This is a genomic window from Paenibacillus aurantiacus, assembly GCF_042431225.1.
In the GTDB taxonomy this organism is placed as follows: domain Bacteria; phylum Bacillota; class Bacilli; order Paenibacillales; family Paenibacillaceae; genus Paenibacillus_Z; species Paenibacillus_Z aurantiacus.
In genome coordinates this window covers 59,064-79,115 of the sequence record NZ_JBHMDO010000022.1, presented here as the reverse complement: position 1 = coordinate 79,115, position 20,052 = coordinate 59,064, and the positions used below count along the sequence as shown (strand labels likewise).

Here is a 20,052-nt window from a genome sequence, read left to right as displayed (position 1 = left end):
AATTTCATGCAAGAGGGAGATTGTCCGAGAATAAATCCGGGTTGTCCTTGAGCATATCCATGAGAACGTTCGCCACGGCCGCCGCATCGCAGACGCGTACGAGAGCATCGCCGAGCAGCCCCTTCGTCATCGCGCCTTTCGTCTCAAGCACCTCATCCACTTTCCAAAAATGCTGATGCCACGACAATCCGCAATGTCTGCGAGTTGGTACGGGGATTTCCGTTCCATCCGGCAATACTGTGTAGAGCATCTCATGCTCTTCCGTTAACCTGCCCGGGATGTCCGCCCACTCTTCTACGCCATGAATAAAGGTGTTGCGCCGTAAATCCACGCCGACTAGCAGAATCGTCGCTCCGCGGTCCAGCAGCTTCCCCCACGCGGAGCCTCTGGCGCAAGGCGTATCGAACTGGTGGTCGCCGCTCGTAAAGGAGATCGCATCCCGGCCTAAAGCGGCCACCGAATGGGTGGGATGCCAGGAGCGAACGACGCCCGGCCGCTTCCGGAACAGCTCGGGCAGAATGCCGACGCAGACAGGGGAATCGTCGACATAGAATCTCGGTTTACTCGCATTGACGGAGGCCCACGTATGGGTCGGCAACACCAGCAGCCCGTCCTTCATATACGCCGTGAACGCATCAAGAACGGTGTCCGCGCCGCCTTCGACCGGCCCGATGCTTTTCATCGAGGAATGAATCAGCAGCGTCCCTTCCCGGGCAATGCCCAATTGCGCTAATTGCTTCGTTAAACTTTCTTTCGTATGCATGCTTTTTTCCTTCCGTGATGTCTATATGGACCAATATTGGCGCTTGTCTTCGACAAATGAGCTTGGGAGCATTGTCGCCTATGTGCTGCCGACAAGCAACATGCGCCTGCCGCCTGCGCTATTGTAGCGAGCGATCATGGCGAGATGCGCGGCGACGAAAGATTTGGTTCGTAAGCGCAAGGTGAAACGGCCTTCGCCGTCTTTTAGCGGCATGGCGCGTTTCATTCCGGAAAAGCTGATTGGTTTGCGTTCACAATCCGAGGATTGGGAATGCAGCATTCAGCGATGGAGAAATACAAGATGATTTATACGCGTGAAACGTATAAATTCTTGTATTTCGAAGAAGCCGCCCCATCGGGACGGCCTCTACCTATCGCTAACGCAAGAACATTTTTTCCGGAGACGGCACGACCGTTTGAATCAAATGACCCACACTGCCGCCCGCTGCCGTTGTAGCATTAGTCATTCCGCCATTGCCGCCGTTACCACCGCTTGCACCGCCTCCGCCTCCGCTGACGAGGGTTGCAGAAGCCCCTGCCGTTGCTCCGTATGCCCCGCCGTTAACTTGCACCACACCCGCGACAGCGGCCGTACTCGATGAGATCAAATGCACGATGCCTCCGCCGCCTCCGCCTCCGCCGCCTTCGCTGTTGCCGCCATTGCCGTCGAATCCGGCGCTGCCGCTGCCGCCGTTCGCCTGAACCAACCCGCTGATGCTCATACTGCCGCTCGCGCCCAGAACAATGACGCCGCCCGCGCCACCGCCTGCGCCCGGGATGCCAAACCCTGCCGTATTCGGGTTGGTGCCATTGGCCCCGTTGGCCCTAATCGATCCGCCACTCGATACGGTCAGATTGTTCTGCGCGATCAGCACGATCGATCCGCCGCCTTCGCCGCCGGCTGCCGCAGCCACACGGCTGCCAGCCCCTCCGGCTGCCGCCTCGGGCAGCGTAATTTGGGCTGCGGAGAGATAGGAAATACCCGTACCGCCGTAACCAGCCCCCGCCTGCGATAACGATAAGCCGGGATGCGGGTTGTTCGGATTCGTGTTCCCGGCGCCCGTCTGAACCTGGATGCTGCCCATAATCGTGATATTCCCCGTTGCGCGAAGAACCGTTCCGCTTGGAACGATCAAAGCGCCCGAAATCGTAATGTTGGTGAATTGAAGGTTACCGCCATAGTAAGGGCTTCCCGGAGTAATGGACGATAAATCCAAGGTTTGCCCATTCGGCACATTCAACGCTCCAGCCGAGCCATCACCGTATATGCCGCTGTCTCCGGAAGCACCTTGGGGACCTTGGGGACCTGACGCGCCTGTAGGACCTTGAGGGCCTTGAGGGCCTTGAGGACCTACTGCTCCAGTAGCGCCTTGCGGTCCTGCCGGTCCGGCTGCGCCGGTTTCGCCCTTCTCGCCCTGCAGCCCTTGCGGCCCTGCCGGTCCCGTTGCGCCGGCTTCGCCCTTCTCCCCTTGCAGCCCCTGCGGCCCTGCCGGTCCCGCTGCGCCAGCTTCGCCTTTCTCACCCTGCAGCCCTTGCGGCCCTGCCGGTCCCGCTGCGCCGGTTTCGCCTTTCTCACCCTGCAGCCCTTGCGGCCCTGCCGGTCCCGCTGCGCCGGCTTCGCCTTTCTCACCCTGCAGCCCTTGCGGCCCTGCCGGTCCCGCTGCGCCGGTTTCGCCTTTCTCCCCTTGCGGGCCCTGAGGTCCCGCCGGGCCTGTCTCGCCGGTATCACCCTTGTCCCCTTTGGGTCCTTGAGCGCCCGAACCCGATGCGGTACCCGGATCTCCTTTCTCGCCCTTCTCGCCTTGCAAACCGCGCGGGCCTTGATCGCCTTTGACATTCAGCTTATACATGGTTTCGCCTGCGGGGCATGCGGTCGCCGCAGGGTTAAGCAGCTTCATCTTCCCGCTGCTATCGACGCATAAATTGATGGCATCCAGCGTCGTCGTCGCTGCCCATGTCCCCGGCAGATTCATGCCAACCAGCACGAGGCCGGCGATTAGAACGATTTTCCCCTGTAATTTCAACTTCACGTTGTCCAGTCCCCTCTACGGATCTGTAATTTATAGAAATGCTATGAGCTTGAGCATTTTCGCCAGCATGGTGACCGCTTCCGCTCGCGTCGTGTCGCTATGCGGACGGAAGCTGCCATCCGCCTGAATGATCCCCGCCCGTTGGGCCAGTTGTACCTTGTCCAGCGCCCAGCCGGAGATGACGGATTGATCGCGATATGGACGATAATCGGCCAACTCGCCTTTCGGCGTAATGGTCGTATAGGTCATCGCCCTTACGATGATCGCCGTCAATTCTTCCCTCGTGATCCGCTGCGTCGGACGGAACGTACCGTCGCCATAACCGGTAATTAATCCAGCCCGATAGGCCGTATTCACCGATGCTTCATACCAAGCGCCCGCGACCACGTCCGGGAATGGGGTCCGCTCGCTTGCTTCGTTCAATCCCAGCGCCCGTACCAACAGAGCCGCGATCTCCGCTCTTGTAATCGTGGCATCCGGCGCGAACGTCTCTTCATCTCTTCCTTTCACGAGCAGCTTGGAAGCTAACAGCTCTACGTCCGCTCTCGACCAATGGCCGGGGATATCCGCAAACGCAGCAGGCCGGTCGAGCACCGCGTATACGCTGGCGCCTTGGCGTTTCATGACGGCTGTCCAATGCCCGTTCAATTGCTCGAAACTCGTAGGAACGAACTTAAATTCGTTTCGCGCCGGATCCCACCACACGCCGGTCGCCGTTGGCGGCAACGAATTCCCCTCAACAAGCATCGTACGCGTAACGTACTGGCTGAACGTGCTCATAAAAGCGCTTTGCTCATTCGTGCCGGTTACCTGAATGTCAAATGCGATTGGAGAGGCCAACACTTTAGCCTGCATCTCTTCGGCTGCCTGCCGAATCGCTTGTCCGGTCGGCTCATCCGGTTCGCGGATGACGACGTTGAACGTGATGGCCTCTTCGGGCAGACCGAACTGTTTGCTATACGCTGCCGGGTCTAATTCAGCTGCCGGAATATGTATCGATGACGTCCCGCTGCGGATGACCAAAACCGCTCCTTCATTCAGCGCCCGTATGGTCTTGATATTGGCGCTCGTCAGGCTAATCCGTCCCCCTTTGGCGGATAGATCCAGCACGATCGTGCCTTTCTTGACGTCCTCTTCCGTAACGGTTAGACGGCCGCTGTCGCCATCCGTCGAGAGTGTATCGAAATTCAGTCCTGGCGCAGCAGGCGGTGGCGTAACCGGATTCGGTGACGCTGGACCCGGGTTCGGCGTTGGATCCGGATTCGGCTTTGGATCGGGGTCAGGTCCCGGGTCCGGCGTTTGGCCGGGATCGGCCGGTTCGGTGACCTCGATCTGCGCTGCAGCCGAGAACCCTTCATACGTTGCCATCAGCTGCGTGCTGCCCTTCTTCAATCCCGTCACAGTCCCTCCGGCGTCTACGGACGCGACGGCAGCATCCGCAATGGTATAGGTCGCTTGCTGCGTAATCGCACGCTCTCCGCCATTCGACAAGACCGCCTTCAATGTAGTACCGATGCTTTTGCCCAGCTCGACCGCGTATTCGTTCGGGCTGAATTTCACCTGGCTTACCGTTACCGGCGCGCTGCCTTTCTCGAACTTGACCTCGACGCTCGATGCAAGCGGCGTCCCGTTCAATTGGCCGGTTATGGTTGCCGTTCCTTCCTCGGTGGGAGCCGTCAGCGTAGCTTCATAGTAGCCTTCGCTAACATAAGTAAGCGATAGCATGGCCGGCACTGCGCCGACTGCCGCCTCATTGCTCTCCGTGTTACCCGTCCCATCGGCAAATTCCAGCGGGGTCGAGGAATCGAGCTCGATACTTCCGAGCTCGCCATCCGTCGCGGTCACGAATCCCGCTTCATAACGACCAACTGCCGAATGGGAGATGGCACTCAAACTTCCCGTGGTGGTGAACAATTGCAGCGATCCCGCTGCTTCGGCTATGTCATTGCCGTGCACGTCTTTCAAATGCACCTTGATCACCGCCGTGCTCGTGCCATCCGGCGGAAGAGTCGAACTGCTGGACGTCATCACGGAATTGTCCGGGGATGGAACCGTCCCTGCGATGAAATTGACTCTGGCCAAATCCGATAAATAAGCCCCGTCGACCTTGGCGCTAATGAAGGAAACGCCCGCCGAGGTCGGCGCTCTCAGCAGCGCGGCGTACTCCCCGTTCGCCGACAGGGTCACGTTCCCTTCCAACACACCGCGCGTCGCGCTAAATACCACCTGATCTGGCGTTACGGGCGTGATGACATGCCCCGCTTCATCCTCGAACGTTAACGTCACGAACGTTGCGCTCGCGCCATCGGCCGTCACCGTTTCGTTCGTCACGTCCACGGTGCCGTTGATTAGCGGATTATCCGCCGCGTAGGCGAACGGATGCCACTGAACGATGCTGAGGAGCAATGCGGCGACTAAGAGTTTCGCCATTATTCCCCGTCCAAGAGAAGCCCGAATTCGATATCGATTGAACATAAATGCTGCCCTGCCTCTCCAATGTGAATTGCTAGAAATAGTATAGCAAAAGAGTAGGAATCAATGTCGATTTTATGCAACTTTTGTAACTGTGACATGCCGCCAAAAAAGACCAAAGGCCTATCCCGAAATCTAGAGAACCGGGACAGGCCTTAGTATTGTTTTCGCATGCGTTATTTGGGCAACACGGCCTTCATCGGATAAAACTCCGTCGTCATGATCCCCGCAATAACGGCGGGACCTTCCGCGACGAGTGCCGGGACTTGATCTGCGCGCTCAACTTTTGCCCGGACTGCCGCCTGCGGTAGTATTCGACATGACGAAGCCCTACATTACCCTGAATTGGCGGCCCAATCATGGCAAGCCATGCTCATTATGCCTGAAATACATCTACCTTCATTACATCTCCGTCTCTGACTCGGAATCGCCCTCGTTCGTCTCTCTTCGCAAATGCCCGCCGTGCTCTTGCGTCCACGTCCACATCGCGGCGAAAATCGGCTGCAGCCCCTGCCCGGCTTCCGTAAGGTCATATTCGACATGCAGCGGAACCCCTGGATAGAGCGTACGGGTTACAATGCCCTTCTCCTCCAACAGCCTCAAGCGGTCTGTCAACGTCTTCGGACTAATGGGATGAAGCTTGCGGCGCAATTCCCCGAAACGCCGATTCCCGTTGAATAGCTCGAACAGTAGAAGAAGCATCCACTTGCCATCTAGAATTTCCAGAATCGGTTCGACGGTTCCGGGACATGATCGATCCATCATCGCTACCACTCCATAGTTCATTTTTTGAAACTATTGCACTTAAATGTAACTACTTTTCAAAAGTATCATACCGGAATTATGATGTAAACCAGAGAACGACATCGCGGCTCGGGCAGTCACGAAAGAGGAGGAACCCGCTATGGATAGACCATTTGAAGTAGATCCGGCGGAGTATCCGTTCACGGATCACTGGATGCCTTACCGTGACGGTTATATCCACTACCTTGATGAAGGACAGGGACCAACGGTCCTTCTCCTGCACGGTAACCCGACATGGTCCTACTTGTATCGGAACGTGATCAAACAGCTTCGCGAAGAGTTCCGTCTCATCGCTCCCGACTACCCCGGATTCGGCATGTCGAGGGCTCCTAACGGCTACCGCTTTACCCCGCAAGAGCAATCGGAGACCGTTCAATACCTGATTCACCAATTGAATCTGAGGGATGTAATCGTCGTCGTTCAAGATTGGGGAGGTCCGGTTGGCCTGAACTATGCGGTACGGCATCGGGCGAACCTGCGCGGTATCGTCGTGATGAATACGTGGGCCTGGCCTGCGAAGATTCTGCCGATGAAATTGTTCTCGCTCGCCATGGGCGGCTGGCCGATCGGATACTGGCTGCAGACGCGGCGCAACTTCTTCGCCAGCGCGATTGTTCCACACGGCATCCACCATGCCGAGAAAGTCACGGATCGCTTGAGAAAAGCGTATACCGACCCGTTCCCGACCCCGAAGTCGCGAATTCCGACCTGGGTCTTCCCCCGGCATATCCGCAAGGCGCGCACATGGTTAGCCGAAATCGAAACGAAGCTGGTTAACCTGCGCGACTTGCCTGCACAGATTGTATGGGGAACGAAAGACAGTGCCGGATTCCCGTTGGAACAGATGGCCAAGTGGCAGAAGCACCTGCCTTTGCACGAAACCGAGGTGCTGGAAGATGCCTCGCACTACGTGCAGGAGGATCGCCCGGATCGGGTAGCGGCATCCATTCGAAGACTAGCCAACCGAACACGAGGAGGAGTTATGTGATGAAAACGATACTTTGGGCGACGCTAACCGCCAACGGCAACTATGCGCAATCCAGTCCCGAGAACCCGCCGAGACAAGAGGCCTTGGCAGACTTCGTGACACAAGCTAATGCGGCCGGAAACTTTATTGTCGGGCGGCGGACCTTTGAGAACATGCGCGCAGGCGGAGGTCCGGGACCATTCGGCGAGATCGACATTGTCGTGGTTTCCAAGCATGCGGCGGACATCCCCGGCGTTAAGGTGGCAAGATCGCCTCAGGAGGCCCTGGCCTACCTGCAGCAGAAAGGTCATCGGACCGCTCTCATTAGCGGCGGCGCGGACATCCACAATGCCTTTCTGGGCCAAGAACTTGTAGACGAATTGATATTTAATGTGGCGCCCGTATTGGAGGGTAAGGGGTTAAATGTGTTGATCGATACGAATGACTACCGCTATAAGCCCGTGGAGCTGCTGGACTGCAAGCCCCTCGGCGGTGGCGTCGTTCAGCTGCATTATGCGATTGCACGATAGAACGGTACGATAACGGCCACTATTAAAGGCACCCCAAAAGGGTGCCTAAGGTGCCTTCCTCTCTGCCATTGCTCATACTTACACCGTGACTAAGACAGCCGTGACAACCGTAAGGATGAGCGCTGGCACCGCTTGCCCGACTGGATGCTTCACTCGGAAATGCGTGAGGCATGCCGCCAGCATGGTCACGCCGATCCAAATGCCTGCCGCTGTTAATGCCTCTTACTCTTACCGCTAGTCCAATTGACCAGGAAAATCCCGAGAAAAATAAACAGTCCACCCACGTAAGCGTACCAGTGGATACGTTCTCTTAGAATAAGCCATCCCGATAGCACGCCGAAGAACGGAGCCAAGAACAGGAACGCGCTTGTTCTTCCAGGGTCGCCTTTGCCAAGCAAGTAGTACCACGTCGCAAATTGGACAATGGATCCTAGCAGCGCCAGATACAAGATGACCCCCATTGCAGTCCAATTCAGGACCAGCCTAGTCGTTTCCATCGTGAACGCGAGTCCCAGCAGCAGCAATCCCCCGAATAGCATCTGATAGGCGGTTAAGACCCAACGATCGAATCCATCCCCCCATTGCTTGACCAGCAATGTTGCGACGGCCCAGGCGATCGCCGATCCAAGTCCAAGTACCGTGCCCGTCGATAATTGCAAATGGAACCCCAGCGTAACGAAAACACCCGCAAATCCGACAACCACCCCCACCCATTGATAGAACCGATATCGGAGCCTCATGAATAGAACGCCGAAGACGACAACGAACAGCGGATTCATAAACGTTAAGATCGACGTCTCTCCGGCTGGGATTGTACGCATGCTTAAGAAAATACATCCCATAACCGCCGTCGTTTGACAAGCGCCGATGAGAAGAAGCTTCGACCAATCCTTAAGGCTGTCGGGCAAGCGCCGCTGCTGCAACCGGACCGCCAGCGCCATGATTCCCCCTGCCAATACAAATCGAATTCCGACCAGCAATAAGGGCGATACGTAAGACAGGCCTACTTTGCCGACCGCAAAAGATGACCCCATTAGCGAAGTGGCAAGCAGCACAAGGAGTACGAACAGCGAACGATTCATAGAGGCTACCTCTTTCGTTGAATGATACCTTTATGCTACCATGTACATACTTCGATGACGGCCGAATAATCGGTGCAAGGGAGAGCAAAAGATGAATCCGAATGTGCTCGATACAGCGCAATTAATGGGCGATCCCTCTCGACTCGGGATGCTGATGAGTTTGCTAGGCGGCAAGGCGCTGCCCGCCAGCGATCTCGCCCGCACCTCCAACATCTCGCCTCAGACGGCAAGCTCCCACTTAGCCAAGCTGGTTGCAGGCGGCCTGCTTGTTCATGAGCGTTATGGCAGGCACAAGTACTTCCGGCTGGCCAATCAAGAAGTCGCACACGCCCTCGAGGCATTGCTCGCGATTTCTCCTTCGAAACCGATTCGTTCTCTGCGAGAATCCGAAGAACTGAAGCGGATGAGGCATTGTCGGACTTGTTACGACCATCTGGCCGGAGAGGTCGGCGTCGCGCTCACCGATCGGCTTGTTACGCTGGGATGGCTCGAGGAGTCGGGCAAAGATTATCAGCTTAACGCGAAAGGCATTGACGGATTAAAGGCTTGGGGAGCGGAGACCGATGACGCCACGGGCAAGCGCCGCCATTATGCAAGACAGTGCTTGGATTGGAGCGAACGCCGTCATCATTTGGCAGGCTATCTGGGGGCTGCGATAACGATGCGGCTCTTTGAGTTAAAGTGGATTGAGCGATTACCTCAAGGCAGAGCGATTCTGGTGACCCGCGAAGGGATGAACGGACTTGATCGCGAATTCGGTCTTCAGCTTGTACAATAATCGAAACCAAAATACCCTCCCCATTATCGAATATCGGGAAGGGTATTTTTTGCGGGCGCATGCCATGTTAGCCGGTCAACGTACCGAGTAAGTCTGTGCAGGCATGATTCCCTCTAATCAATTGGCCTAAATCACAAATTCACCCAGGGTTAAAGCGCTAGCGGTCAGCAGGAATCCAGCCCGAGAGAATGGCGCCGCCTGTCGGGTGATTGCCTGCCGCAAGCTCCCCTCCGTGCTGTCGAAGGATTCGCCTCGATATGGTTAGTCCCAGTCCGGCCCCTCCCGTCGCGCGATTTCTCGATTTCTCCCCTCGGAAGAGCGGTTCGAACACCTGCTCCTGCTCCTCCGCCGCGAAGCCTTGTCCGGAATCGTGGATGGCGAAGGTCACCCGGTCTTGGTCCTTGCGGTATTGTACGAGAATCTGTCCGTAAACCGGCGTATGCCGAACGGCATTGTCCAGCAAATTGCTTAATGCGCGCTCCAGTAAATGCGAATCCGCTCGAATCCGATAGTCATCCGGCGCGGCGTGGACGTGGATCGTGATTTGTTTGGATTGCGCGAGCGGCTCTAAGCTGTCTATCGACTTTTGAATAATATCGCCAAAGTCGGATGTGTGCTCGCTTAAATTGGCCTCCTGATACTGCACCTTCGTAAAGGTGAAGAGATCCTCGACCAGCCGGTCCAATTGCGCTGATTTTTGCTTGCACACGGCCACATATTTCGAGATTTGATCCGGCGTCTGCGCTATGCCTTGCTCCAATCCGTCCAAATATCCGCGTAAAGCAAACAACGGCGTCCGCAAGTCATGCGCCACGGCCGCGATGATGAACCGTCGTTCCTCTTCCAGCTTCGCCTGCTTCCATTGCGAATCTTGCAGCCCCTGCACCATAACTTCAAACCCATCTCGCACATCGGCGATCTCTCGAATGGTCGATTGGGGCAGCTGAACATCCCAGTCGCCTCCTGCGATTTGCCGAGCTGCAAGGCCCAATCCCTCAAGCGGCTTGAGAAGAAGCCGCTGCATGCGCAAGCCGACAATCGCGAAGGCAAGCAGCAGTCCTCCGAATGCAGCGATCAGGGGTATCGTATTGGAACCTGTCCCTTCCTCTCCAATATGCAGCGATTGCGTAGTGATAAAAAATACAATGACGAAGAACACCCATGGCAGCAGCAGCAGGAGTCCCAAGCTGAGCAAAGAATGCGAGCGAAGGCGAAGTTTCGGCATATCAGACACCTCCAAGTGTATATCCATGATCAAAGTGTATCATCTTCGTCCCAGACACAAACGAGCACTTCGCATATTGTGACGGTTTGTTTATTGTATTGTGATGATTTGTACGCCAAGGTGTCCGGACGTAATCGTTGGCGCGGATGAAAACAATGAAGACCATCCTTTGGGGATGGCCTTCATAACTTTAGGATGGCGCCACGGAGCGACGATTCCCTCCTGTAGGTGCAAAAGAGGCCCATGTCTACCGCTTCGCAAGCTGCCGTAGAAGTCGGTTCATGTCCCCCACCTCATGGCCAAGGCTGGAGAAAAAGGCCCGGTCTTCCCTTTCTACAGCCTGAACGGCCTTCGAGGCTACCTCGTCCCCCGCCTTCGTGACGGAAATCATGTTCGCGCGGGAATCCGTCGGGTGAGGCCGGCGCTCGATATAACCCTTCTTCTCGAGCGTCCTCACCACCTGCGACGTGACATTAACGTCCATCTGTGCATGCTGGGCTAATTGAACCTGGGTAATGCCCGTGTGATCGCTGCGTTCATTCAGCCATTTGCAGGAGAACAGCAGCACGAATTGCGGATGGGTCAATTCAAATGGATCCAATGCATTGCGTATCGCCTTCTGCCATAGGTTCGTGACCTGCCACAGCATAAAGCCGGGACTTTCCTCTTCGTTATTGAATTCCGAGCTCATGTACCCCTCCCACCGCGCTGTTCAACATGGCATCCGCGATGACCCGAAAGTCTTGCTCCGAGATCTCAAAGTGGCCAAATCGAAACTTATAGCCCCAATTCCTCTCGCCGCGCGTGAAGCTAAGCTGTTCCAGCAGCGAACTGATCTTCGTTGCCTTACAGTCAGTATAACGAATGTTGCGGCGAAATGGGATGAACGACTCGGACATCTGGTATTCATATACTCTGTCATCCATTACCTGCCCGATCGCCGTGAAGGCCTGCAGAGGCTCCCCGTCCCTCATATCTGTGCGGGGTGAGTAATAAATCAGCCAATCCCCGGCTCGCATCCGCCTTAGGGGCGCTGCCTTCCCATGACAAAGCTGGGCGAAACCGCCCGCTACTCCCCTGGACACATGAGAAGCGGAGACAACGCCAATCCAGTATCGGCGGGATTGTTCTACCTGCTTATTCACCTTGACCACGTTCCTTCTCCAGTGCCAGTGCAGCCAGTCCCTCCATCGTATTAGGGATGCCTTCTACCATGTGGGCCCCGAATTTAGGCCCCAATTGTTCCGCGTTCGGTCCCGTGATCTTTACCTTATGGGTAATCTGCGTCTTCCCCTCCGACTCCACCAGAAGGTGCGTAAATTGAACTTGAATGCCTGCAGCCGGAATATCGGTTATGTCCGAGAATCCATGCAGGGGGTTGACCTCCGTAAGCTCAAAAGGAAGAGGCTCTTGGCCTTCCGGCTGCAAGAAGCCTCTCGTTCCCTGAACGAACGGCCCCTCCAGCGAAGCGCTTACGATCCCTTTGTCCCACGTTGTCCAAGTCGTAATATCGCTGTATAGCCCCCAAATCGTCTCCGCCTTGGCCTTCGTCGTAAGCGAATGCTCAAACTGCCACATTTACATCACTCCTCAATTAGTATTTGTACATATTATATCTATGCATATAATATGTGTCAATACTATTTCGTTATAGACACGAGAACTGGCGGCCGGGTATCGGTACGGTCGGGCCGTCTCCTGCTCGTTTCCTCAACCGGAATCAGCCCACCAAAATAAACGCTGTTGACTTCAACCATGGTTTAAGACGTATTCTATTCCTGTCGACAAAGAAAGATCCACCTTGGAGGTCACCATGAAGTATTGTTCCATAAGCGAGGCTGCAGCCAAATTCAATATTCCGGAATCCACGTTACGCTATTATGAGAAAAAGGGACTGCTGCCGCTCATTGAACGTGATGCAGCCGGCAGGCGGCTATTCTCAGAAGATCAAATTTCGCTCCTTGGAACCGTTATTTGTCTAAAAAACACGCACATGCCCATAAATCATATTAAGCAGTATATAGATTGGGTCTTAGAAGGAGATAGCACCATCGCATTACGACTTGCCATGATGCAGCATCACAAGCAAGCCGTGCTGGCCGAAATTTCGTTGATGACCGAGTCCTTAACAGGGATTGACTACAAAATTAATCGTTACACACACCGCGATAATAAAGGAGAATGAGGCTGTCATGAAACTTTCAGGGAATACCATTCTAATTACGGGCGGAAGTACGGGAATCGGATTGGCTTTTGCCGAACGCTTCATTCAAGCCGGTAATACCGTCATTGTTACGGGACGACGTGAACATGCGCTTCAGCTTGCGAAGGAGAAACTGCCGAGCCTCATCACGCACGCAAGCGATTTGAGTAAGGAATCCGATCGTATCGCCTTGTTCGATTGGGTAACGGCCAACTATCCGGAAGTGAATGTGCTCGTGAACAATGCAGGGATTCAACAACGTTTCAATCTGTTGAAAGCCGATGTGAAGAACAATTGGGGGTATTTCAACCAAGAAATTACGACGAATATCGAAGCCCCTTTTCATCTCTCTATGCTGTTCGCTCCGTTTTTTGCAGCGCAAGAACACGCGACGATCATTAACGTAACCTCCGGGCTCGCTTTCACGCCGTTTGCGATTGCCCCGATTTATTCCGCAACCAAAGCGGCGCTTCATTCTTTTACCATGAGCCTGAGACATCAGCTTTCCGAGACTTCCGTCGAAGTCATTGAAGTCGCTCCCCCTGCCGTAAATACAGATTTGGGCGGATCGGGACTGCATGTCCATGGCGAACCGTTAGATGACTTCGCAGATGGCATCTTCAAAGGCTTAGAAGAAGGTAAACAAGAGATTGGATATGGCACTTCCGTGGCTCGCTTACGCATGTCGCGCGATGAGATCGACGAGTACGCAGCCAATATGTATGCGGCAACGAAAAATGGGATTGAATAGATGAACACGACCCTACTACGAAGAAAACTCGCCAACACTGTGGCGAGTTTCTTTGTTTGCGGCCTATCTATGGTACGGTTCCCCCAACATTGCCTTCTGTCAAGATGGTGCAGGTTCCGCCGCGTCCCCCACCGAGATGGCCCGATATTGCCAAAGCACATCTCGCACAACGTCGGAATAGGCTTCGCTGCAGTAGACAATCACGGCAACCTCCGGTTGGGGTCTTCGGGGCGTACGCGAGATCGGGCGTTCCCCTTTCCATACACGATGCAGATAGACCGCACCAAATCCGAGGAGTAAGCCAATTAAAGCATACAGGAGTCCCCAAACAATCGGCCCCCATTGCAATTGGAATCCGATGCTTGCTCCAATAACGCCAAAGGCCGTTGCGGCAGCCATCCCGATCTCAAATCCTCTAACTTTAATATCCTCTGCCCGGATTGTAAGCCGATGCGGACTTTGATCATATTGATCCATGGGCACGACCAATATACTTTCCTTATGGATTCCCCGTTTTTCCAATACCGCCAAAGCTTGCTCGAGTTGAAGGGTATGCTCGAATGTGCTAATAATCAGCATAACCTTGTCCCTTCCTTCGAAAAAAGGTGGTGAATCACTTTCCCCTTATATTGTTCGGCGAAAAACTGCTTTTGTTCGGTCATGAACATATGATTTTGATCCACGGATTGAATATAGGCGTAGTAGATGGAGCCCCCAAGAACCGAGGGCATGAACAATAACCACTGGCGATCGAGGACAGCGACGGATTCCTGAATACGCCCGGATAACAGCAAGTATAACGAATCGTAATACTGCGCCATCGTGGCTTTAATCCACCACCATACGAGCGCATAGATACCAAGAAATACGCGTTGATTATAGAAAAAACCAAGTCCGGGGAAGAGGAGCGACCAAAAGGCGCCCATGATCGGATTTTTCCTCTCTAGATAATGAATTTCAGGGATCGAGATGTGCACCCTAGCCATCTGTATGTTCTCAAGCTCCGCTAAGTGGCTGAGTCGGTTCATGGTGAATGCGGTACGGTAGCTGTTCCAGATGGAATACAAATAAACGATCAAATAACCGTACATCCAACGAGGTTCGAGGGTTGAAGTCGCCCGCTCGAATTGTCCGCAAAACGTATAGACCATAGCTTCGTTCACATGACCAAGCGTATTGATTACGACTTCCGATAACGTAAGCAGCAGACCACGTGCGTATTGATTCATCAAGATGTGCCCAAAACCAGGAAAAGCAGCCGACCACCACATGACGATATACGGGTTGCGCCGCCATATATACGTAATCCCGTTGCCGCTGAGCAGCATCCTCGGTTTGCGCGGCGAGCTGTTCTTGAACAAAATGATCTCTCCGATTCCGTCTAATTCTAGCACCCAGACCTGCCGAACATTTCGTTCTGTGCACATTTCATTTTCGCCCGCAAACGTGCCGTTCAAACCTCGGCCATGCGAATCTTGCTCTGGCCAAGCGGGCGGCAGACTATAGGAATCGGCATGCTGCCAGCGTGCTACAGGGCCGGTTATCCGTGTCTTTTGGGTTTTGACATGCGTGCCATGATCAGGGCCTTGGGTGAATTCATGAAATCGCGCTGGGGACGGTTACAGCCTTCGGAGGCGGGGGTCCAGCCGCTGCCCGGACGAAGACGCACGCCAGGGCTTCGAAGAGAAGAAGTTTCTTATCTTGCCCATATAAGCGTGACGTACTATACCTGGCTGGAGCAAGGCAAGGAGGTGAATCCTTCGCCGGAAGTGCTGCTAAGTATTAGCAAAGCGCTTCAGCTTGACGAAGACGAGCAGAAGCATCTGTTCGATCTGGCCAATGTTGACGCGACGAGCGCCGTCACCGCGACGAACAGCGGGGGGCCGGATACGGGCATCTTGCAGCGAATCGTAGATCAACTGCATTATCCTTCTTTTATCACGGACGAAGGTACGGATGTTATCGTCTGGAATCGGGCGGCAGAGCTGATCGTAGCCGATTTCGGCAGTCTGCCGGACCACGAACGCAATATGATGAACATTATGTTTTTAGCTTCGGATTACCGCAGCAGGCTGGTGAATTGCATCCGGTACAGGCACGGAGGAGCGATTATTGCGTTTACTGGAGCTGGACAGGCAAGACCTATAACGGCAAGTTTGAAGAGCCATCCTTGGCGGGATGGCTACTGCAACGATGAATATGGACGAATAGCCACTTATGCGGACTACGAATTCGACTTAGAATTACCGTAGAAGATCGAAAAAGGCTGTGACTCTAATGTCCATTAAAAGAGACAAGTGGTTGCAATATCGCATCCTTCGCCGTGCATCCGCTCTCGCCGGACGCTTGCCCAAAACACGGTTGCTGAAGAAGAACGCTCTATCGAAGATGCTGCTGCAGCATCCAAGCGTCGTACTGAAACCTCGCAACGGGCGTTATGGCAGGGATATCGTGTTCATTGAACGAAACGGCGCGAATGCCTATCGTATTCAGAACGAGCAGAATGCAGCTACCCTGAGAGACACCGAGAAGTTACTTCAATGGCTCCGTAAAACACACAAAGGCCGCGGCTATATCGTCCAAAGGCGTCTGCAGCTTGCCCAAATTAAGCGCAAGCCGTTCGACATTCGGATCATGACGCAGCGAAAAAAAGGCTCTTCATCCCCTTGGAAGGTGACAGGCTCATACGCGAAAGTTGCCGCGCAGGGATATCTGGTCACGAATGTGGCTAGTCGGACGATTCCCGTGCTGGAGGCGCTCAAATTAGCCCGAATCGGTGATCGGCGCTTGCTTGTCAAAGCAGAACGGATCGCACTGTTGGCTGCTAAGCGACTGGGAGAGCGTTACCCCAAGCTTCGACAAGTCGGATTCGATATCGGCATCGACAGGAAATGTCGGGTCTGGATCATCGAGGGCAATTATCAACCGGACTTGCGCCCCTTCCGCCGCTTGAAAGATTCCTCGATGCATCGCAGAATACTGTGGTATAAGAAGCATTGAAAAGAAAAGGACGACCGGCCTTCTCATCATTGGCCAGTCGTCTTTTCATAGTTGGCACCTGTTCTTGATTATGCCCCGCTTGGGTTTTTACTTGCGTTTTTTGGACGCCGCCGTTACAATGCGCGTTACTTGGAACCGGTTTACTCCCACCTGTATAATGGCAAACTGGCTGAAAGAAGTACCGGAAGAAGTATAAGGTTCTGCTTCAATATTGCCGCTCGGCGTTACAACCGTTGCGGTGATTTTAGTCAGCAGGCAGACGCCACGGCCAGGAGCTGTGAACGTGTTGCCACCCCCAACACTGTAAGTGTCGTCACTACAAAAGATGGATGCATACTCAATTCTTCCAAACGCATTATACGGAGTGGAGTTAGCAATCTGAATGGGGTCATAACCGCCACCTGGTCTATTTCCCATCTTCAAAACCTCCTTGTTTTTGATATAGTCCATTACATGCAATAGAGTCGTATTTGGAATGGTATAAACGTGGACAAGAGAAAAAAGTGCGTTTGTCCAATGGCCGCGAGGAACAAAAAGAACCACCCGCGTCGTTAAACAGGTGGTTCGAGAATTATAGATCGATTACAGCAGCCCTTATCTGGGCCGATTCCGCTCCCTATTAGAAGCGTTTGGCGATTTCCTTGGCACGAGCAATTGCTTTTTCTTTAATAGCTGGGGCTTGCTCTACTGACGACGTTCCTTCAACAAATAGCGGCTCAATCGATTCAATTCCATAGAACTTCAAAATCTTGGCAAGATAGCTGTATCCCATTTCAACCGCAGCAAAAGGGCCTTCCGAATAAACAGAACCGCTGGCTTGGATGTGTAAGGCTTTCTTGCCAGGCAACAGACCTATAGGGCCGTCTTTCGTGTATCGAAATGTCTTACCCGGAACGGAAGTCACATCCGTATATGCTTTCATAACCGGCGGGATCGAGAAATTCCACATGGGGGACACATACACGTACTTATCGGCAGCTACGTACTGATCCACAATTTCCTCAAGACGCGTTACTTTTGACTTCTCCGCATCAGACAATTGATCGAATGATACACCCGATCGAAGCTTACCCCAACCGCGTAAAACATCCGCATCGAACGGTGGAATATTCTCCTGGTACAGATCCAGGTGAACAACCTCATCCGCTGGATTTACTTCACGGTATGCTTCAATAAATTCTTGGCCTACCGCGAGGCTGTAGGACTCCTGATGATCAAGGGGATGGGCGGTGATATACAGTATCGTTGCCATAAATGATAACTTCCCTTCTATAGCTGGAGTAAATACACTTTCCAATCCGATCATAGTATATTTACTTACTTATGTTAAGAAGGAACAATTATGTGGTATAGTATAAAAAAAGGTACTGTTACGGAGGCCACCGTATGCAAAAGAACCCTCCCCAATGTCAATTCGTTGCGGCGCTGGATTCGATCGTCGGCAAATGGAAACCGGTCATTCTTTATCATTTGCTTCAAGGCAAACCTTTGCGGTTCAATGAGCTGCGACGATTGCTGCCCGATATCACGCAACGGATGCTTACGCTTCATCTGCGCGAATTGGAGGCGGATGAGATCGTTACACGGGTGGTTTATCCGCAAATCCCGCCGAAAGTGGAATACTCCATCACGGAATACGGCCAGAGCCTGGCGCCGGTGTTGGAAACCTTACATCAATGGGGAGCGGCCCATATGGAGCGAAAGCGGCTCATCAAGGCGCAGCGTGAACAAAATGAAACGGACTAGCGTTCGACATGACGCTAGTCCGTTTCATTTTGTTTATACATCCATGCCGGTCCTATCCAATGGTTTTGGCCGCCAAGCGTTATTATTAAATGTTGCGCTTCAATATTCTCCTTTAATAACGAAGAACGAGCCTCGAATGGTCCCTGCCAGTTTGGACTTCTGTCTTGCGAATTTGAATTTCTTCTCTTCCAGCTCCTTGGGAACCTCCATCCCCTCGGATAGCTTAAACCCTACGGCCCGCTTCTTCGGATCATCCACCGTATACAGGACGTTGACCGCTAGACCGTCCTCATAGAAGACGAAGGCCCAGTTGATATTTTCGACTTGAAAACGCGCTGTTTCCAGCGGTTTGGCCGCAAACGCGATACCCCGTTCTTCTTTCAACACGCGATTCACATAATCAAGCGTCTCCTGGCTCTCGCTGGCGGGTACGGTCGTAAATTCGTGCTTGTATTTGTTCATGAAGTAACGGGCTTCATTCGCACGCAATCCAGCCAACGCTTCTGCTACCGGCGAAGATTCAAGACCAGCCGCAGACACATGTTTAAAATCAACGACAGTGAACATCATCATTCCTCCTTCTGATCCTCGTTTACTTCTCCACAACCGGAATCCACATTTCCCCATACACCAGGTCGTCTCGCTGCCCCATCTCAACCGTTGCATTGGGCCCGCCAACATAGGCGTAATGATCGGCTGCCGGCAAGACTTGACCAAAGGCAATGCCCGTGAGCATACTGCTGAGCTCATCGGCCGACTTCCCTTCGCCTTTAACGACGAGGTATTGTCCCTTAGGGAATTGGATCACGCGGTGTTCTTCCGGTATCGATGAATCTGTCATGACGCCCGCATAATACATCATCTTGTGATTGACCGCTTCGTTCACGGCAAAGATATAGTCGTTCGCCGCAATCGCCTTCAACGCGTCAAGCCTTCCATCCTGCTCCACAGACCGCCAAAAGTTTTCTTTCTCCTTATTTATGCCGGCATAATCCGTGTAATTGCTCTTCAGTTCCGTTCCAATACCAAGCACGATAAAGCTGTCTTTTTCCTCAAAGGTATACGTTGCCATAATCCCAGCTCCTTTTTTTGAATGAATCCATTGATTTGTTATTCACTTAATAGGTCTATCATAACCATGAATTATGTCAAAATATGAACCTGTTTTGCGCTCTACGCCCATTGTTCTCTCCCGCAGCTTCCCTACCTAAATATTAGTGCCTTTTGGTAGGGAAAGTCTATCGGATTCCCGAAGCGGCTGGCGTTAATTTCACTTCTATTAGAGTCTGCGGCTTTTCGGACGCAGCGCCCAGGAGGCGATGCCAAGCGCGGCATAGAACAGCGGAAGAATAACATGAAATCCGCCATCGCCGTAATCATGAGCGAACACATGGGATAAGGCTGCACCTGTCATGAGAAAGAAGATACCGCTATACGCCCACTCTTTTAGCCGAGGGTACCCTGGCATTACAATCGCAATGACGCCAAGCAATTTCCAAGCCCCGAGAATGTTCGTGATATATAACGGGAACCCAATAGCGGTCACTAAATCGACGTTGCCGCCATACCGCATCAATTGCCCGATCCCGCTCAAAGCAATAGAGAATGCGAGAATGATGGTGACGGTCCAATACGCGGCCGTCCTTCCGATCGGACGGGATTTAACCTTCGTGATTTTTTCATGACCGGTAATCGTATTCAT

Annotated in this window: 24 protein-coding genes; 8 read left to right on the top strand and 16 right to left on the bottom strand. The window is 53.5% G+C overall.

Annotated features, from left to right (window positions below; translation table 11 throughout):
- Positions 1–4: 4 nt before the first annotated feature.
- From ACFFSY_RS12085 to ACFFSY_RS12070, 4 genes are all read right to left on the bottom strand, one after another.
- Complete coding sequence (locus tag ACFFSY_RS12085; RefSeq protein ID WP_377494160.1) at positions 5–763, bottom strand: AAC(3) family N-acetyltransferase; 759 nt, start codon at positions 761–763, stop codon at positions 5–7.
- A 376-nt stretch (positions 764–1,139) separates the two neighbouring features.
- Positions 1,140–2,792: a collagen-like domain-containing protein gene (locus ACFFSY_RS12080; RefSeq protein ID WP_377494158.1), complete on the bottom strand. Its 1,653-nt coding sequence runs from the start codon at positions 2,790–2,792 to the stop codon at positions 1,140–1,142.
- A 30-nt stretch (positions 2,793–2,822) separates the two neighbouring features.
- On the bottom strand, positions 2,823–5,222 hold the full coding sequence (locus ACFFSY_RS12075; RefSeq protein ID WP_377494156.1) for an S-layer homology domain-containing protein: 2,400 nt from the start codon (positions 5,220–5,222) through the stop codon (positions 2,823–2,825).
- Between the two features lie 444 nt (positions 5,223–5,666).
- The gene (locus ACFFSY_RS12070) at positions 5,667–6,029 is read right to left on the bottom strand and encodes a winged helix-turn-helix transcriptional regulator (RefSeq protein WP_377494154.1); all 363 of its coding nucleotides are present in this window, start codon (positions 6,027–6,029) and stop codon (positions 5,667–5,669) included.
- Positions 6,030–6,168: 139 nt separating this feature from the next.
- On the opposite strand from ACFFSY_RS12070, the gene ACFFSY_RS12065 reads away from it, so the two are divergent.
- On the top strand, positions 6,169–7,056 hold the full coding sequence (locus tag ACFFSY_RS12065; RefSeq protein ID WP_377494152.1) for an alpha/beta fold hydrolase: 888 nt from the start codon (positions 6,169–6,171) through the stop codon (positions 7,054–7,056).
- A complete protein-coding gene (locus tag ACFFSY_RS12060; RefSeq protein WP_377494150.1) occupies positions 7,056–7,565 on the top strand; it encodes a dihydrofolate reductase family protein in 510 nt (169 codons plus the stop codon). The genes ACFFSY_RS12065 and ACFFSY_RS12060 overlap by 1 nt, the downstream gene beginning before the upstream one ends.
- A 212-nt stretch (positions 7,566–7,777) precedes the next feature.
- Here ACFFSY_RS12060 and ACFFSY_RS12055 read toward each other — a convergent pair whose 3' ends face one another.
- Positions 7,778–8,647, bottom strand: coding sequence for a DMT family transporter (locus tag ACFFSY_RS12055; protein WP_377494148.1), 870 nt, complete (start codon positions 8,645–8,647; stop codon positions 7,778–7,780).
- Between the two features lie 91 nt (positions 8,648–8,738).
- On the opposite strand from ACFFSY_RS12055, the gene ACFFSY_RS12050 reads away from it, so the two are divergent.
- Positions 8,739–9,425 (top strand): ArsR/SmtB family transcription factor, encoded by a 687-nt coding sequence (locus tag ACFFSY_RS12050; RefSeq protein WP_377494146.1) that lies wholly within the window; start codon positions 8,739–8,741, stop codon positions 9,423–9,425.
- 157 nt (positions 9,426–9,582) lie between these two features.
- On the opposite strand, the gene ACFFSY_RS12045 is transcribed toward ACFFSY_RS12050, so the two are convergent.
- From ACFFSY_RS12045 to ACFFSY_RS12030, 4 genes are all read right to left on the bottom strand, one after another.
- A complete protein-coding gene (locus tag ACFFSY_RS12045; protein ID WP_377494144.1) occupies positions 9,583–10,650 on the bottom strand; it encodes a sensor histidine kinase in 1,068 nt (355 codons plus the stop codon).
- Between the two features lie 247 nt (positions 10,651–10,897).
- Positions 10,898–11,341: a MarR family winged helix-turn-helix transcriptional regulator gene (locus tag ACFFSY_RS12040; RefSeq protein ID WP_377494142.1), complete on the bottom strand. Its 444-nt coding sequence runs from the start codon at positions 11,339–11,341 to the stop codon at positions 10,898–10,900.
- Positions 11,322–11,795: an EVE domain-containing protein gene (locus ACFFSY_RS12035; protein ID WP_377494933.1), complete on the bottom strand. Its 474-nt coding sequence runs from the start codon at positions 11,793–11,795 to the stop codon at positions 11,322–11,324. Before ACFFSY_RS12035 ends, ACFFSY_RS12040 begins: the two co-directional genes overlap by 20 nt.
- The gene (locus ACFFSY_RS12030; RefSeq protein WP_377494140.1) at positions 11,788–12,228 is read right to left on the bottom strand and encodes an SRPBCC family protein; all 441 of its coding nucleotides are present in this window, start codon (positions 12,226–12,228) and stop codon (positions 11,788–11,790) included. The genes ACFFSY_RS12035 and ACFFSY_RS12030 overlap by 8 nt, the downstream gene beginning before the upstream one ends.
- Positions 12,229–12,463: 235 nt before the next feature.
- Between ACFFSY_RS12030 and ACFFSY_RS12025 the strand changes: the two genes are divergently transcribed.
- Both ACFFSY_RS12025 and ACFFSY_RS12020 read left to right on the top strand, forming a co-directional pair.
- On the top strand, positions 12,464–12,835 hold the full coding sequence (locus ACFFSY_RS12025; RefSeq protein WP_377494138.1) for a MerR family transcriptional regulator: 372 nt from the start codon (positions 12,464–12,466) through the stop codon (positions 12,833–12,835).
- 7 nt (positions 12,836–12,842) lie between these two features.
- The gene (locus ACFFSY_RS12020; protein WP_377494136.1) at positions 12,843–13,604 is read left to right on the top strand and encodes an SDR family oxidoreductase; all 762 of its coding nucleotides are present in this window, start codon (positions 12,843–12,845) and stop codon (positions 13,602–13,604) included.
- A gap of 99 nt (positions 13,605–13,703) precedes the next feature.
- Here the strand turns inward: ACFFSY_RS12020 and ACFFSY_RS12015 are convergent, their stop codons facing one another.
- On the bottom strand, positions 13,704–14,183 hold the full coding sequence (locus tag ACFFSY_RS12015) for a hypothetical protein (protein WP_377494134.1): 480 nt from the start codon (positions 14,181–14,183) through the stop codon (positions 13,704–13,706).
- Complete coding sequence (locus ACFFSY_RS12010) at positions 14,177–14,965, bottom strand: hypothetical protein (protein ID WP_377494132.1); 789 nt, start codon at positions 14,963–14,965, stop codon at positions 14,177–14,179. Before ACFFSY_RS12010 ends, ACFFSY_RS12015 begins: the two co-directional genes overlap by 7 nt.
- A 237-nt stretch (positions 14,966–15,202) precedes the next feature.
- Here ACFFSY_RS12010 and ACFFSY_RS12005 point away from each other — a divergent pair, with 237 nt between their 5' ends.
- Complete coding sequence (locus ACFFSY_RS12005) at positions 15,203–15,856, top strand: MmyB family transcriptional regulator (protein ID WP_377494130.1); 654 nt, start codon at positions 15,203–15,205, stop codon at positions 15,854–15,856.
- 25 nt (positions 15,857–15,881) lie between these two features.
- Positions 15,882–16,604, top strand: a complete 723-nt coding sequence (locus tag ACFFSY_RS12000) for a YheC/YheD family protein (RefSeq protein ID WP_377494128.1) — start codon at positions 15,882–15,884, stop codon at positions 16,602–16,604.
- 87 nt (positions 16,605–16,691) lie between these two features.
- Here the strand turns inward: ACFFSY_RS12000 and ACFFSY_RS11995 are convergent, their stop codons facing one another.
- Both ACFFSY_RS11995 and ACFFSY_RS11990 read right to left on the bottom strand, forming a co-directional pair.
- Positions 16,692–17,021 carry a hypothetical protein gene (locus tag ACFFSY_RS11995; RefSeq protein ID WP_377494126.1) on the bottom strand — a complete coding sequence of 110 codons (330 nt, stop codon included), beginning with the start codon at positions 17,019–17,021 and terminating at the stop codon, positions 16,692–16,694.
- A 202-nt stretch (positions 17,022–17,223) separates the two neighbouring features.
- Positions 17,224–17,856 carry an NAD(P)H-dependent oxidoreductase gene (locus ACFFSY_RS11990; protein WP_377494124.1) on the bottom strand — a complete coding sequence of 211 codons (633 nt, stop codon included), beginning with the start codon at positions 17,854–17,856 and terminating at the stop codon, positions 17,224–17,226.
- 134 nt (positions 17,857–17,990) lie between these two features.
- On the opposite strand from ACFFSY_RS11990, the gene ACFFSY_RS11985 reads away from it, so the two are divergent.
- Positions 17,991–18,350: a winged helix-turn-helix transcriptional regulator gene (locus ACFFSY_RS11985; protein ID WP_377494122.1), complete on the top strand. Its 360-nt coding sequence runs from the start codon at positions 17,991–17,993 to the stop codon at positions 18,348–18,350.
- Between the two features lie 99 nt (positions 18,351–18,449).
- On the opposite strand, the gene ACFFSY_RS11980 is transcribed toward ACFFSY_RS11985, so the two are convergent.
- From ACFFSY_RS11980 to ACFFSY_RS11970, 3 genes are all read right to left on the bottom strand, one after another.
- Positions 18,450–18,917: a DUF8821 family protein gene (locus ACFFSY_RS11980; RefSeq protein ID WP_377494120.1), complete on the bottom strand. Its 468-nt coding sequence runs from the start codon at positions 18,915–18,917 to the stop codon at positions 18,450–18,452.
- 25 nt (positions 18,918–18,942) lie between these two features.
- Positions 18,943–19,422, bottom strand: coding sequence for a GyrI-like domain-containing protein (locus ACFFSY_RS11975; protein ID WP_377494118.1), 480 nt, complete (start codon positions 19,420–19,422; stop codon positions 18,943–18,945).
- Positions 19,423–19,629: 207 nt separating this feature from the next.
- The gene (locus ACFFSY_RS11970; protein ID WP_377494116.1) at positions 19,630–20,052 is read right to left on the bottom strand and encodes a DoxX family protein; all 423 of its coding nucleotides are present in this window, start codon (positions 20,050–20,052) and stop codon (positions 19,630–19,632) included.